Origin of the sequence: Bacillus sp. FSL M8-0063 (genome assembly GCF_038005545.1) — a bacterium.
GTDB classification, from domain to species: Bacteria; Bacillota; Bacilli; order Bacillales; family Bacillaceae_G; genus Bacillus_A; species Bacillus_A wiedmannii.
In genome coordinates this window covers 2,512,545-2,527,605 of sequence record NZ_JBBOTJ010000001.1, presented here as the reverse complement: position 1 = coordinate 2,527,605, position 15,061 = coordinate 2,512,545, and the positions used below count along the sequence as shown (strand labels likewise).

Annotated in this window: 15 protein-coding genes and 1 other annotated feature; of the genes, 9 read left to right on the top strand and 6 right to left on the bottom strand. The window is 36.5% G+C overall.

The annotated features are described in order from the left end of the window. Positions 1-150 precede the first annotated feature (150 nt). A complete protein-coding gene (gene proC, locus MKX31_RS12770; protein ID WP_064475634.1) occupies positions 151-969 on the bottom strand; it encodes a pyrroline-5-carboxylate reductase in 819 nt (272 codons plus the stop codon). A gap of 339 nt (positions 970-1,308) precedes the next feature. Continuing rightward, positions 1,309-1,519: a binding site (T-box leader), on the top strand. 144 nt (positions 1,520-1,663) lie between these two features. Between proC and proB the strand changes: the two genes are divergently transcribed. Both proB and MKX31_RS12760 read left to right on the top strand, forming a co-directional pair. Next, positions 1,664-2,767, top strand: a complete 1,104-nt coding sequence (proB, locus tag MKX31_RS12765) for a glutamate 5-kinase (protein ID WP_064475633.1) — start codon at positions 1,664-1,666, stop codon at positions 2,765-2,767. 31 nt (positions 2,768-2,798) lie between these two features. Beyond that, entirely contained in the window at positions 2,799-4,046 is a 1,248-nt protein-coding gene (locus MKX31_RS12760) for a glutamate-5-semialdehyde dehydrogenase (protein ID WP_262767407.1), read from the top strand. 49 nt (positions 4,047-4,095) lie between these two features. On the opposite strand, the gene MKX31_RS12755 is transcribed toward MKX31_RS12760, so the two are convergent. Beyond that, positions 4,096-5,289, bottom strand: a complete 1,194-nt coding sequence (locus MKX31_RS12755; RefSeq protein WP_340980944.1) for a NupC/NupG family nucleoside CNT transporter — start codon at positions 5,287-5,289, stop codon at positions 4,096-4,098. A 164-nt stretch (positions 5,290-5,453) separates the two neighbouring features. On the opposite strand from MKX31_RS12755, the gene MKX31_RS12750 reads away from it, so the two are divergent. From MKX31_RS12750 to MKX31_RS12720, 7 genes are all read left to right on the top strand, one after another. Beyond that, positions 5,454-6,497: an ArsR/SmtB family transcription factor gene (locus MKX31_RS12750; protein WP_258126213.1), complete on the top strand. Its 1,044-nt coding sequence runs from the start codon at positions 5,454-5,456 to the stop codon at positions 6,495-6,497. 51 nt (positions 6,498-6,548) lie between these two features. Then, on the top strand, positions 6,549-7,769 hold the full coding sequence (locus tag MKX31_RS12745) for an MFS transporter (RefSeq protein WP_098102488.1): 1,221 nt from the start codon (positions 6,549-6,551) through the stop codon (positions 7,767-7,769). A gap of 96 nt (positions 7,770-7,865) precedes the next feature. Next, the gene (gene hmoA, locus MKX31_RS12740) at positions 7,866-8,192 is read left to right on the top strand and encodes a heme-degrading monooxygenase HmoA (RefSeq protein ID WP_064475628.1); all 327 of its coding nucleotides are present in this window, start codon (positions 7,866-7,868) and stop codon (positions 8,190-8,192) included. Between the two features lie 105 nt (positions 8,193-8,297). Further along, positions 8,298-8,885 (top strand): hypothetical protein, encoded by a 588-nt coding sequence (locus MKX31_RS12735; RefSeq protein WP_340980943.1) that lies wholly within the window; start codon positions 8,298-8,300, stop codon positions 8,883-8,885. A 78-nt stretch (positions 8,886-8,963) separates the two neighbouring features. Next, positions 8,964-9,668, top strand: a complete 705-nt coding sequence (locus MKX31_RS12730; protein WP_340980942.1) for a nucleotidyltransferase domain-containing protein — start codon at positions 8,964-8,966, stop codon at positions 9,666-9,668. A gap of 202 nt (positions 9,669-9,870) precedes the next feature. Beyond that, positions 9,871-10,266: a VOC family protein gene (locus MKX31_RS12725; RefSeq protein ID WP_340980941.1), complete on the top strand. Its 396-nt coding sequence runs from the start codon at positions 9,871-9,873 to the stop codon at positions 10,264-10,266. A 357-nt stretch (positions 10,267-10,623) separates the two neighbouring features. Continuing rightward, positions 10,624-11,127, top strand: coding sequence for a GNAT family N-acetyltransferase (locus MKX31_RS12720; protein WP_340980940.1), 504 nt, complete (start codon positions 10,624-10,626; stop codon positions 11,125-11,127). 138 nt (positions 11,128-11,265) lie between these two features. Here the strand turns inward: MKX31_RS12720 and lsrF are convergent, their stop codons facing one another. The 4 genes from lsrF to MKX31_RS12700 are packed head-to-tail and all read right to left on the bottom strand — an operon-like array spanning position 11,266 to position 14,942. Then, positions 11,266-12,048 (bottom strand): 3-hydroxy-5-phosphonooxypentane-2,4-dione thiolase, encoded by a 783-nt coding sequence (gene lsrF, locus MKX31_RS12715; RefSeq protein ID WP_000219778.1) that lies wholly within the window; start codon positions 12,046-12,048, stop codon positions 11,266-11,268. 6 nt (positions 12,049-12,054) lie between these two features. Further along, positions 12,055-12,417 (bottom strand): cupin domain-containing protein, encoded by a 363-nt coding sequence (locus MKX31_RS12710; protein ID WP_064475623.1) that lies wholly within the window; start codon positions 12,415-12,417, stop codon positions 12,055-12,057. Between the two features lie 30 nt (positions 12,418-12,447). Continuing rightward, complete coding sequence (gene lsrK, locus MKX31_RS12705) at positions 12,448-14,010, bottom strand: autoinducer-2 kinase (protein WP_064475622.1); 1,563 nt, start codon at positions 14,008-14,010, stop codon at positions 12,448-12,450. Continuing rightward, positions 14,010-14,942 carry a sugar-binding transcriptional regulator gene (locus MKX31_RS12700; RefSeq protein ID WP_340980939.1) on the bottom strand — a complete coding sequence of 311 codons (933 nt, stop codon included), beginning with the start codon at positions 14,940-14,942 and terminating at the stop codon, positions 14,010-14,012. The genes lsrK and MKX31_RS12700 overlap by 1 nt, the downstream gene beginning before the upstream one ends. Positions 14,943-15,061: the final 119 nt, after the last annotated feature.

Below are 15,061 nucleotides of genomic sequence, written 5' to 3'. Positions count from 1 at the left end.
AATTATTGTAGTATAATCAAAAGAACGGACAAACTCAAGCATCTATGAGTTTGTCCATTTATTATTTAGTGAAAACCGGAGAGTATGTAATCCACTATTTTCTAGTTGAACTCATGTGAATTTATAGCTAACGTAATCTCTTTTATCGTTTTACTTTTTCGTTTGACCAGATAGTTCAACAGACTTTTGTGTACAGCGCTGCATTGCTGAAATAATTGCAGTTCGTAATCCTTTTTCCTCTAATGTTGCTACAGCTTCTATCGTTGTTCCGCCAGGAGAACACACCATATCTTTCAATTCACCTGGATGTATGCCTGTTTCTAGTACCATTTTTGCAGAGCCCAATACAGCTTGAGCTGCGAATTTATATGCTTGATTTCTAGGCATACCATCTAGTACAGCAGCATCTGCCATCGCCTCTATAATCATATATACGTATGCTGGCGACGAACCACTTACAGATGTTACAACGTCCATTAATTTTTCGCTTACGATCTCTGTTTGACCAAAGCTATTGAAAATGTTTAGCACATCTTCTAAATCTTTTTCTGTCACCACTTCATTAGGGCATAGCGCAGACATACCTTCTCCAACAAGAGCAGGGGTGTTAGGCATTACTCTTACAACCTTTAATTTTTTAGCAAAAGCTTCTTCAGTACTTTTAATGTTTTTCCCGGCAGCGATCGTTACGACGATAACATCATTTTTGATTACTTCTTTTATTTCGTTAATGATTGATGCGTATAGGTCTGGTTTAATTGATAAAATTAAAATATCAGCATTTTTAGCTACTTCATTGTTGTCAGTAGTTGTAGTTAGCCCATATTTTTCACTAGCATTTTTTAAATTCGTATTGTTTAAATCCGAACAAATAATATTATTTGCAGACACTATCTTTTTGTTTAGCATCCCACCAATCATAGCCATTCCCATATTTCCGCAACCGATGAATCCAATTTGTTTATCCATAATAACTCAATCTTGCTCCTTTTATAATAAATTATATTCTTTTGAAATTGTTATCTTAAAATAACAATGACATCTCCATGCAATATAAAGAAACATTCTAAGAGAATATATTCCTTTTTGCAACACTAAAAGATAAAAAACAATTATATTCGACATTCTGTAAATATATACACTATAATTTAAGGTATTATGTTTATGAATATGAGTTAAACTTATATCGATTTATATTTTCATTCAGTAGATCAATAATTTCATGCAAGTAACTTGCCGCTCTATTTATTTTTAAAAATACTTCTTGACACCAAATCAAACTATATCGCATAATATAAAAAATTAAACCGAAAATCGTTGAAGGGAAATAGTACATATGTCTTCTTGCGAAAGAGAGTGGAATTCACCGGCTGAAAGATTCCTCGTATAGAATATATCGAACCTATCCCTGAGTCTTAAATGAAAGTTTAGGCGTTCGCCTGCGTTATAGGCGCCAAGTGGATATCTATGTATATCAATTAAGGTGGTACCGCGGAACAATGACCGTTTCGTCCTTTTTATTTTATTAAGGGCGAAGCGGTCATTTTTATTTTGCTCTTAAATAGGCTAGGCGCAGCATTGAAAAGAATAGAATCGCTGCAAGCTGTATAAATAGAAGTGTAATTTATAAAAAACTTTGATTTTAGACTTGGGGGATAAAAAAGTGAAAAAACAACGAATTGTTGTAAAGATTGGGAGTAGTTCCTTGGCAGATAGTCACGGAGGCATTTCTAAAGAACAACTTTCAGATCACGTTGCCGCATTGGCTCGATTGAAAGATGAAGGGCATGAAGTTTTGTTAATTACATCTGGGGCTGTCGCTGCAGGTTTTTCGGCTCTAGGATATCCTAGCAGACCTGTGACAATTAAAGGAAAACAGGCTGCTGCAGCTGTCGGACAAAGTTTGTTAATGCAGGCGTACACGGAGGAATTTCGTAAATATGGTATCGTTACTGCGCAATTATTGCTGACGAGAAGTGATTTTTCTAGAAAAGAACAATATAGTAATGCTTACGCTACTTTAGGAGAGTTACTAAACCGTTCCGCTCTTCCAATCATAAATGAAAATGATTCCATCTCTTTAGAAGAGCTAACGTTCGGTGATAATGATATGCTGTCAGCTTTAGTTAGCGGACTTGTTTCGGCGGATTCGCTTATGATTTTTACGGATGTGAACGGTCTATATGACAAAAATCCTCAGAAAAATGAGGATGCGAAAAAATATTATTTCCTTCCTGAAGTTACGGAAGAAATCGCTTCTCTTGCAGGAGATGCTGGTTCAAAACTTGGGACTGGCGGTATGAAATCAAAAATTGATGCTGCGAAGACAGCACTTTCTCTCGGCGTAAGTGTATTTATCGGAACTGGACGTGGACAAGAGAAATTTGTAGATGTTTTGAAGGGAAAAGGTGATGGAACGTATATCGGTAATGCTCCTCAAAAAGAAATGAAGATGAACAAGCAATGGATCGCCTTGCATTCACTTGTTAGCGGACAAATTGAAATAGACGCCGGAGCAGCTACTGCTATCATTCAACATGGTAAGAGTCTTCTTCCTGCTGGCGTTACGAATGTGTCAGGATTTTTCAAAGTTGGCGATGTCGTAGAAGTAATGACGCAACAAGGGCGCGTCATCGGAAAAGGGCAATGCACATATAGTGCTGAGGAACTAAGAGATGTAAAAGGTATGCAAAGCCAAGATATTCAAGCAAGAGGCGATAGGCATAATTATGAAGTCATTCATAGAGATTATTGGGTTTCACTTTAAGAATAGTGATGTTAAAAAGGGGGAAAAAAAGATGAATGAAGTGTTGGAAAAGGGAAAAAAAGCGAAAGAAATTGCTAGAGAACTTGTACTAAAATCTACAAGTCAAAAAAATGAAGCACTTGCTGCTATTGCGGATCAGTTAATAGTAGAAACAGCTTATATTTTAGAGGAAAACAAACGGGATATTGAAGAAGGTAAGGCGAAAGGATTTTCCGATTCTCTCCTTGATCGTCTTATGCTGAATGAGCAGCGTATTATTGATATGGCAGAGGGAATTAAGCAGTTAATTGAATTACGTGATCCTGTTGGAGAATGTGTAAGTAAATGGGAGCGACCAAATGGATTATCTATTCAGGAGATGCGTGTACCACTTGGTGTTGTTGGGATGATTTACGAGGCAAGGCCAAATGTAACGGTAGATGCTGCTACAATTTGTTTAAAAACAGGAAACGCAGTTATATTACGTGGTAGTTCTTCTGCTATCAATTCTAACAAAGCCATCGTTGCCGTTATTCACCGAGCGCTCAAACAAACAAGTTTGCCTCCAGAAAGTGTACAACTTATAGAAGATACAACGCGGGATAGCGCAAAGCAGTTGTTTACAATGAATGATTACCTAGACGTTCTTATTCCAAGAGGCGGCAAACAATTAATTGATACGGTAGTGAGAGAAGCATCTGTTCCAGTACTTGAAACGGGTGCAGGAAATTGTCATATTTTGATTGATGAAACAGCGGATAAACAAATGGCAATTGATATTATTATAAATGCAAAAACGCAGCGTCCATCTGTATGTAATGCCATTGAAACGATTGTACTTCATGAGAAGTGGGCGCAGCAATTTGGTAGCGAGTTGTTTTCATCTTTGAAGGAAAAAGGCGTGGAGTTACGTGGAGATCAGAATGCACTGGCAATTGATTCTTCAACTGTACTTGCTTCAGAAGAAGACTGGGGTACAGAATTTTTATCACTCACGCTGGCAGTGAAAGTAGTTTCTTCTATAGAAGAAGCGATTCATCACATAAATACGTATGGATCTATGCATTCCGAAGCGATTATTACAGAGGACGAGGAAAACGTCAATAAGTTCTTCACATCTGTTGATGCGGCGGCACTGTATCATAATGCATCCACTCGTTTTACTGATGGATCTGAATTCGGATTTGGAGCAGAGATTGGTATAAGTACACAAAAGCTACATGTAAGGGGACCAATGGGACTTCCTGCATTAACTTCTACAAAATATGTGATTCGTGGAAATGGTCAGATTCGAAAATAAAAATAAAAGACACTCAATTAGCTTGGGTGTCTTTTATTTTAAAGATTATTTACCATACAAAAAGCCCAACGAGCATAGCGCTTAATAAGGAAACTGCCATCCCGCTAACAAGAAGCTTCCAAACATTTTTACCGATTATGGATGATTTTTCTCCGCCAAATAATGAATTGTAAGTTCCGTAGATCATACCTACTGTACTAAAGTTAGCAAAAGAAGCTAGAAATGTAGTTGCAACCGCAATCGTATGTGGCTGTAACGACTTTAGGTTCGATTTTAAATCCATCATTGCAACAAATTCATTCGTCGTTATTTTGATCCCCATTAATTCAGCTACATACATAGCATCCTTGCCAGATAAACCGAGTAAAAAAGCAAAAGGACTAAAGATAATGGAGAAGATTTTTTCAATTGTTAAACCTGTTACAAAAAAGCCCAAAATCCCATTTAAACATGCAGTTAATGCTACATAACCAATTACCATAGCTAAAATAACGATAACCATATTCATTCCAACTAACATACTGTTTGAAATAGTAGAAAAGAAATCCTTTTTTTCATCTTTTGCAGGTGTATATACGACATCTTCTTCTTTTGAAACTTCCACAGGATTTAATACATTGGCTAAAATTAATGCGTTAATACAGTTTAAAGGGATTGCGCTGAAAATATATGTTGCCGGAACCATTGATAAATAAGCGCCAAGAATGGATCCGCTAACGCTACTCATACTCATAATTCCAAAAGTTAATAAACGATTTTCTTTTAAAACGGATAATTGATCACGAACAACCGCAAGTGCTTCAGTGTTTCCTAAAAACATCATTTGAATCGAAAAGAAGCTTTCTAACTTTGGTAAACGAGAAATCTTTGAAATAATTGCACCTACTTTATCAATAATCCAAGTTAAGATTCCGAAGTACGAAAGAATATCAAAGAACGTGATAACAAAAATGATAGGAAGTAATGCACTAAAGAAGAAATCAACGGTTTGATTTTCCATAGCTGAAGGAAAGGCAAACCGAATACCTTCATTCGCGCATGCTAGTAGCCAACTGAAAAATGACGCGATTTTATTAATGATAATACTGCCGAGCTTCGTGCCTAACATAAACCACGTAATAAAGAGCTCCAATATGATTAGAATAACGATTGGTCTCCATTTTATTTGTTTTTTATTAGGCGAACAGAGGAAAACGAATAAGATTACAATGAAAATCCCTAACATATTCAATATGAAATGCATGTCAACAACTCCTTGAAAGTTATTATTTGTATATAAAAAAGCTCCTATTCTTCTTAATTTAGAATAAATGTATTTTAACTTAAATTTTGTTAATTCTAAAAATATAGAAGGTGAAATTCGATAAAAGTAGAATTTGATATATAGCAAACAAGGAGGGGATAAAAATGGAGGTCTATCACATAACGAGTAGAAAGAGGGAAACTTATAACGTTCAAGTAAAATATTCGATACTTTTCGAATGCGGGCTTGGCATTGCGGCAATTACTCATAAAAGGTTAATCGATACTCTTGAAAAGAGTCAAAATGAATGGGAAGAAATTAAGGAATCATTAACAGAAGAAATGAGAGAGCACTTACAGTTTGTAGAAGAACATAATACGTGGAAAGCGTTGCTTCAGTTGTTGTATAAGGGAGAGTTTCAGGACTTATCACAGTTTCATGCTAAAATCGATTTGCTTTCAGAAGTAGATTTGAAGTATATATGTTTACCGTTTTTAGGTGAGAAGTATGAAGGGCAAAGACATTTAGCAGCAAGTGGGGACGTAACTGCAATACATGAACTAGAGGAACTGACACAAGATCATCCGTTTTTCTCTACGTATATTCGTTTTATATGTGATGTTCATGTACAAGTGCTGAAATCTCATTTAATCGCTGTTATGACAGGTTGGTATGAGAGTGTTATTCAGAAAGAGGAAGAGCAAATACTATCTATATTAAAACGAGATTATGAAGCGAAAAATGAAATGAATAAAAAGATGAAATCAGAAGAGTTTGTCGAGTGGGCGACTGGCGGTGTGAACTATATGCCAGAACCAAGTGTTCATAATGTACTTCTTATCCCGCAAATGACGTACAGACCGTGGAATATTGAGGCGGATATTGAAGATACGAAAGTATTTCATTACCCAGTCGCAAACGAAAGCATCCATCCTGAAGATCTATATGAACCGAATTATTTTTTAGTTCAAAAGCATAAAGTTCTTGGAGATGAGGCGAGATTACGCATTGTAAAAATGTTGTTTGAAAAAGAACGAACATTGCAGGAAATTACAGAAAGACTGCAACTCGGTAAATCGACTGTACATCACCATTTGAAATTGTTACGTGCAGCGAAGTTAGTTGATATACATGAGGGGAAATATGTATTGAGAAAGAAAGCAGTACAGTCGTTAGCGAAAGAATTAGACGCGTTTTTAAATAGATAATATGCAACTAGAATGCACATAGAGGGAGGAATCTAGTAGAAAAGTTGGTGTATGAAATTGAAAAATGTATTGAAAAACCGTTCGTTCTTTTATATGTGGATTGGCAGTGCAATTTCAGAGTTAGGCGGGGCTTTCGGAACGTTATGTAATTCGATTCTTGTTTATGAATTAACAGGGTCAAAAACAGCATTAAGTAGTATGTGGTTACTATACTTTATCCCGTCACTCATACTACAACTAATAAGTGGCCCATTTATTGATAAATGGAGCCGGAAGTGGATTATGATATTTTCGCAATGGGTGCGAGCTTCGATCTTCTTACTGCCGTTAGTCATGTTACTTACTAGTAGTATAGAAGTTTGGCACGTATATGCCGTCCAAATAATAATTGGACTTATTACGCCGCTGTATACACCTGCAAGTCAAGCAATTACATCGAGCATTGTATGTAAAGAACAGCTTCAAGACGCAAATGCGTCTATTGATGGAATGGCTCGTCTGATGATGTTTCTTGGGCCGGTATTAGGCGGAGTAATCATTCATTTGATTGGAACAGAACTTACATTATCTTGCGTATGTATTTGTCTATTTGTTAGTGGTGCATTATTACTTAATATAAAAGAGAGGAGAACAACACAACCCATTCGGAAAACGTGGTTAGAACAGTTTCTGCACGGTTTTACATATTTTTTCACAAAACCAGTTATCGTTTGGCTAGGTATTTTTCTTACTTTCGTGCAATTTGGGGTTGGGGTAACGTTGGTTACAAATCTTCCTTATATAAAAGATGAGCTGTCAGCGGGATATGCGGAGTTTGGTTATTTTATGGCTGGTTTCCCGTTTGGCTATGTAGTTGGATCTATACTAGTCGGAAAAGTAACGTGTAAAAGCCGGCGTATACTTATGCTTGGTGGATTGTTTATAGGAGGACTTACATACATTTCTCTAGGGTTCAATCATAGTATAGTAATTGCGGTGTTCATTGAAGTAGTTGCAGGTATTTGTATTTCATTTTTCAATGTTCATAACACAACAATTTGCCAACAAACAGTACCAAACAATATGATAGGACAAATATTTTCAGTGCGTTTATTTTTCATACGATCTTCTATGCCATTAGGTGTGTTATTAGGAGGCATATTAAGTGAAATGTGGGGAATAAGAGCACTATACTTTATTATCGGTGCGATTATATGTGTTACTTCTTTAATAGGATTATTCCTTCCTTATTTCAAATTTTTAGATGAAGCTGTTGAAGAGAAAACAGCTTAATTCAAACAATTAAAACTTTTTAATTGAAAATAATTATCATAATCAACTATAATAGAAGAATACTAGTATTCGTAATAAGAAGAGGGAGTGGATTATATGTTTATTGAAACGAAAACATTTACAGTAAAAGAAGGTACATCAAATATAGTTGTAGAACGTTTCACTGGAGAAGGTATTATTGAAAAATTTCAAGGGTTCATCGACTTAAGTGTTCTTGTGAAAAAAGTAAGACGCGGCGATGAAGAAGTTGTCGTTATGATTCGCTGGGAATCTGAAGAAGCATGGAAAAACTGGGAAACAAGTGAAGAACATTTAGCAGGACATAGAGCGAGCCGTGGCAAACCAAAACCAGATCATATCATTAACGTTGATCACGCAGTTTATTATGTAAAATCATCGAAAGCGGCTTATCAACAGTCGTAATATATATAAAAGTAGAGGATATTTGTTTAGTAATAAACAAATATCCTCTTTTTTTGATGTATAGTAAAATATGGATGTGATATATGATTTATTGTTTCGTTATAAATGGAGGTAAATGAAGTGAAGAATATGTTACTAATGACAGCTTTAGCGACAACGTTATTATCAGCGTGTAGTAATAATGATGTGAAAGAAGAAGTATCTAAGAATGAGGAAGAAAAACGTGAAAGCAGTGCAAAAATAGTAGAGCAGAAGGAGTATATTATTCTTGATAAGAATTATAATGAAATATTTCTAAAAGATGATAGTTCAAATAAAGAAGATAGTGTGAAAGTAAGTTTAAATGATTTAAACCCAACAAAATGGAAGGCGCCTAAAAGAAACGGTATCCTAGATATAGGTGATCATATCTCTTTGAAAAAAGAAGAGGGTAAATATACACCAACATTAGTAAAAGATCTTGTTGGTGAAATAAAATATGATGGTACAATTAAATATAAAATTTTAGAAGCGACTGATAAATCAGTAAAGTGGTTACCACTAAATAAAGAGAACAATGGAGGATATGTTCCGCCAGAGATGGTAAAAGTAGTGAATGCTTCGAAAATAAAAGCTAGAGATATTGTTACGATTCAAGATCAAACAAAAAGTAGTGAAGACGCAATTGTATATGAACTGACAATCGTTGAATAAGTATGTAGGAGATTATAAGAAAAGTACAATATATTTAGGGGAGGAATAACTCCATAATAATATGTTTGGAGGTTACAAATGTTAGAAACACAAACATCTATTAAACATGAACAACATAAAAAATTAGTGCAAACAATAGTAGCTGAAATCTTATCAATAGATAAGGTAACTGGATGTATGCTTATCGGATCTGTCGCAAGAGGCGATGCATATCCTGATTCGGATTTAGATTTCTATATTCTTTTAGAAGAAGGACAAAAGAAAAAATTTCATTCTGAAACGAGAGAAGGTATTTTAGTTGAATATAAGTATGCAGATGTTAATCAAATACTAGTAAACTTAAAAAACAACCCGATGGAACTATACACATCTTTAGAAGGGGAAATTTTGTTTGATAGAAGCAATGAGTTGAAAAAGTTAAAGGAAATAGCTGCATATGAATTTGAAAACTATCGTGTTTCTAGTGACAAAGTGAAAGGTATTTCTCATTGGTTGCGTAGTTCGCTCATTAAAATTCAGTCTGCTATGAAAGCACATGATGAGTTAAAAGCTTCATACATTGTTCATACGTCAACTTGGACATTGTTAGAAGGGATATGGGCTATTAATAACAAACCTACACCGCCAGCGGGATCTGTTTTAAGGTATATTCAAGTGTTGCCTAATAAACCAATTCAATTGGAGACATTACTTCATAAATTATTTTTAGGGGATACGACAGAGCGTATCTCTTCAGCAATTTTCTTGATTGATTGGGTTTTACACAATTTGAAAAATAAATAATGTGGCTATTTTATATAGGTAAAATAGTATTTCACGTCGAACGGTTTATGGAATTGCAGTCTTAAAAAACGTTCTAGACTATAGAAAAAAGTATTAGACTATAAAGCATAGTCTTAGACGGAACGCTTGAATATCTTTCCTTACATATTTAAATGTTATGAAAATGAGTCTATATACCCTCTGCTTAAAAGGAGATGAGCGAATGAAGTTGAATCACTTGAATCTATGTGCTGATGATTTATTAGAAGCGAGACATTTCTTTGAAACATTTTTTGATTTTCAATTTTTAGAGCAAAAGGGAAAGGCGCTAGTAGTAATGAGTGATGGGAGTGGATTTATACTTGTGTTAAGCGATCCAAAAGCATTTAAGGGGAATAAGGAAGTGATGTATCCCGAAGCTTTTCATATTGGTTTTTTAGTCGATACTTCAAGTGAAGTTGATCAAGCATATAATCGATTAGTAGCTGGAGGCATTGAAATAGAAAAGGCACCGTATTCTATGAGAGGTAGTAGTTATGGTTTTTATTTTTCAATGTTTAATGGATTGTTAATTGAAGTGTCCTGCCTTGACTATAAAGACGGTAAGAAAGTTCAATAGCGATTAACAAGAGTAATTGTTTGAAGATGTCAATCAAGCCCCTTATCCAGTTTGGAAAGGGGCTTGATTATTTTAAGGGACATAAAAGTAAAAATAAACGGATTTTAGTCAGCGAAATGACGATACATTTTTAAATGTAAATATTAAGTGTAAATCTAAAATCATTCATAAATCAAATATTGTAGACTTAAAATGAAGTTTCATTACAAGGTCTATTTAGCAGCGGAATTGCTTATGTATAAAATAACAATTTTGTATGCTGATGCAAGAAAATTTAGAGAATGAAGCAGGTTTTCCATATGGTAAAGTACGAAACTATTATAAGTAGTGCAGTGATATGAATAGGAGGTTACGGCTATGACAGCTGTTTTTAAAGATATGGCGTTCCAGCTGAAAACAGAACGACTCGATCTGAATATGTGGGAGGAATCCGATGCAGTCTGGCTTAGAAAATTAATTGGTGAACGTGGTGTGGATATGCCAACTGTTGAATCTGTTCGTAGCGCCCTTATTGAAATGCGCAAGAAAGCAACTGAAAATGGTATTTCTCTTCTTACTATACGTAGGCGAGAAGAAGGGGATTTTATCGGATACTGTGGCTTAATCATCGGTCGTTCCACGCTTGAAGAGCCGGAAATTGCATACGAATTGTTCCAAAGTGCTCATCGTAATGGTTATGCGACAGAGGCAGCATCAGCAGTGCTAGAGGCTGCGATTACTACGGGGCGCCAAAGACTTTGGTCAACTGTAGGCGCTTGGAATACGGCGTCTTTCCGGGTATTAGAAAAGATAGGGTTTCATCGGCATCACAGTACGTGGGGGGAGCGCGGTGAGATTGTTTGGAACGTACGCGATTTGTAGAAATCTGACCAAATCAGGAACAAAAAAATGTAAAAGAAAGCCTCTATGTTAGGTTACTTAGTAATCTAACATAGAGGCTTTTTCTTATAGTAAGTATTGATTTTGTATATATTTAAGTGTAATAGTCTGTCGTTTATTTTAATTTTTTACATCTTCGTATAATTGGAGTGCCTCTTTCACATTCAATCCATTCTTCACGATACCATGAATTGCTTGAATCATCGCAGCAGGATGTTCAGATTGCCAAATATTTCGGCCCATGTCTACTCCGATTGCACCTTCTTGCAGTGCATTGTACGTAATGTTTAATGCGTCTTCAATTGAGTCTAATTTTGGTCCGCCAGCGATGACGACTGGGGCAGGGCAAGTGCTTGTAATTTTTTCGAATCCTTCGCAGTAATACGTTTTAATAATGTCAGCTCCCATTTCAACGCATACGCGGGAAGCAAGTGCTAGAAAGCGAGCTTCACGTTTTTGTAGTTCTTTTGCAACAGCGGTAATGCCGAGTACTGGCAGACCGTAATCGTGAGCTTCTGAAACTACATTTGCGAGATTTGAAACTGTTTGTGTTTCATAGTCGGATCCGACGAAAACTGAAACGCCGACGCCAATTGCATTTTGTTTTACTGCTTCTTTTACAGGTGTAACAATTGTTTCATTCGCTAAATCTTTACCGACGACAGTAGCTCCACCTGAAACACGCATAACCATCGGTGTGCTACAGTTTTCAGGAATACAAGAGCTAAGTACACCACGCGTCAAAAAGAGGGAATCTGTATAAGGAAGTAAGTTTTTAACCGTTTCCAGCGGTTGTTCTAGGCCGTGAATTGGTCCTAAAAAGTAGCCGTGATCTATCGCTAACATAACCGCTCTGCCATCAGGTAAGATTGTGTTTAATCGATTTTTAAATCCCCAAGTCATTTGAAATCACTCCTTCGTTAATGTTGGATTTTCCGTTTGTACCGTATCTTTATTTGGTAAATGTGGTGACTTTATAAAAACTGCTTTAAAAGGTTTATCAGAATGGTTAATAAGATAGTGAGATTCATGAGGACGAACTTGCAATACATCGCCTTGTTTAATCGGAACTCTTTCGTTATTCACATAGAAATCAATTTCACCTTCTAATGCATAAAAGACTTCCTCGCACGTCGTATGAAAGTGATTTTGAAACTCCTGCCCAGGCTGAATGACAACAAGGCCAAGATCAATATTCGGACCTTGTATTAAATATTTCGGCCCGTTATCACCGAAGCGATAGGAGAAATCATTTTCATTCACTTTTAACATACATTTCACTCCTTTATGTAATGTAATCTGTTACAGTGCACCAGGCGCAATCCACATATGTGAGGTGAGCCCTATATCAGCTAAAGCAAGCTGACTGTCATATACAGTTTTCCATGTTTCATAGAACTCTTTATATAGTTCGTGATTTTCAGTAATTGGTTCGAATGTGTGCTCCCACTGTACAAACTGTTCGGCAGTTTCTGCCATAGATGAATATATGCCAGCACCAACTCCGGCAGCAATCGCAGTTCCTAAAGCAGCTGCTTCTTTTACAACTGGTACTTTTACTGGGATACCGAGTACGTCTGATAGAATTTGTGGCCATAGTTTTCCTTTAGCGGCACCGCCAGCAAACACGACTTCAGAAGGGAATGTCCCTGTGAGATTTTCTATTAATTTTAAGTTACCAAGTGTAACGAAGGCAGCATTTTCCTCAATAGCACGGAACAGTTCTTTTTTGCCGCATTTGTCAGCGTCTAAACTTAAATTTAAAAAAGAAGGTGCGGCATGACGCCAAGAAATATAGTTCATAACGTTTGAAAAAGTAGGGATAATGCCATGTGAACCGACAGGTACGTCTTTCGCTTGTTCTTCTAATAATTCATAAGCATCTACACCAAGTTTGTCAGCAAGTTTCTTTTCCTCTTGGCAAAAAGCGTCTCGAAACCATCGCATAACAAGGCCTGGGAAAAAGGCAATCGTTTCATATTGCCATAGGTTAGGTGCGACGTGACAATTTACCCGAATCGCAGCATATGGATCCGTTATTGGTTCTGTAACATTCACTTCTTGCTGCCAAAAACTGCCTCCGCATACTAACGTTTGATAAGGTTTCACGACTCCTGTTCCAAGTGATGCCATTTGTGCATCTCCGCCCCCGGCGACGACAGGAATTCCTTCACGTAATCCAGTTAATGCTGCACACTCTTTTGTGACGGTGCCAATTACTGTACCAGCTTCATTTACTGTTGGTGAAAATGGTAAAGCTAGACCGCATTCTTTAGCGACATCGTTATCCCACACTCTATTTTGTAAGTTAAAAATACCGGACGTACAACCGTTTGAGGGGTCGATTTGCAGTACGCCGCTTAATTTATATAAAATCCAATCGTTTAACATCGTAAAAGAATGAATATTGCTATAGACGTCTGGTTCATGTTTTTTAATCCAAAGTAGGCGAGGTAAAGCACCTAATGAAAAAGTTTGCCCAGATCTTGTATATAAATCTTCTTCCAGATGTGACCGAATTTCTTTTAGTTCACTAACTTCAGCAGATGCGCGCCCATCAACATTTGCACAAGCCCATATTTCTTGCCCACCTTTATCATATAAAACAAAACCTTCTCGCATACTAGTAGCGCTAATAGCTTGAATAGAAGAGGGAGAGACATTACTTCTTTGTAAAACTTCTTTCGTACATTGTTGTACAAGGTGCCAGTTTTCTTTTACATCAAAATTCATAGAGCCTGGATAACGAGGATCCGTTTTATGAACCCATTCTTTTTGACTGACCGCAATTTGATTACCTAGTAAATCAAAAAGAACAGCTCGAATGCTTCCTGTACCAGCATCGAAAGCTAATAAATGAGACATTAACACTCACCATCCTTTCGTAATAAGGAGAGGGCAGTTTCCTCATCGGTAATTAATGTATGAATAAATCTCCCCTTTAAAGCTCCGTAAATGGCGTCTATTTTTTCTGTACCACCAGCAACACCAACGACATGCTTCATTTTGCGAAGGATAGAGAGTGGCGTACCAATTAGGCGGTTGTGATGCGGAAGATGTAATAAATCACCATTCGTATTATAAAACTGTCCTAAAATATCACCAGCGCCGTGTTGGCTACGAATATATGTCATTTCACGTAGCGTTAATTTTTCTTCTTTTACAATCGTAGCGTCTTGAGATAATCCTCCAATACCAACAATAGCTGTATGAGCAAGTGAAGCGACATGAAGCATATCTTTGACACTCGGTTCTGATAGAATACTTTGTGCCATTTCGGTTGTAGATGCTAGAAACGGTGTAGGGATAATATGAAGATCGCCTTGCATGTAGTGTAAATAGTTTTGTTTTCTCGGGAGATAGTGATTTACTCCGCCTGTTAGCGTTACGATTGAAAGATTAATGGAAGTTTCAAAATGAATGTTTTCTAGCATTTTGCTAATTGTTTCACCCCATCCAATGCCGAGTAAATCGCCTTGTTGGAGCTGATTTTCTAAATACTGTGCAGCAGCATTTCCGAGAGAAGCGTGATAATTGTCTATTGGAGTAGGGATAATGAAAGCATCTTTTAAATGGAATTTTTTCATTAAGTCACGTTCAATACTTAAACAGTGAAAACCAGTCCCTTTTACGTGAAATGTAACGATACCTTCACTGCGCGCCTTATCTAATAACCGGACGACTTTATTTCTTGAAATATGAAGAAGTGAAGCGATCTCCTGTTGTGTTAATTGATCTTTATAATAGTACCAAGCTACTTTCGTTAATAAATTCTCTTCAAAGTTCAGCTGTGTCATACTCTTCATCCCTTTCAACAATTGACCACTGCTTAAACATATGTGCCGTATATTTTGTTTATTCCAGTTGAAACGATGAATAGTCTGGTGAAAAAAGTGTTCTAGATATGAAAAAAGGA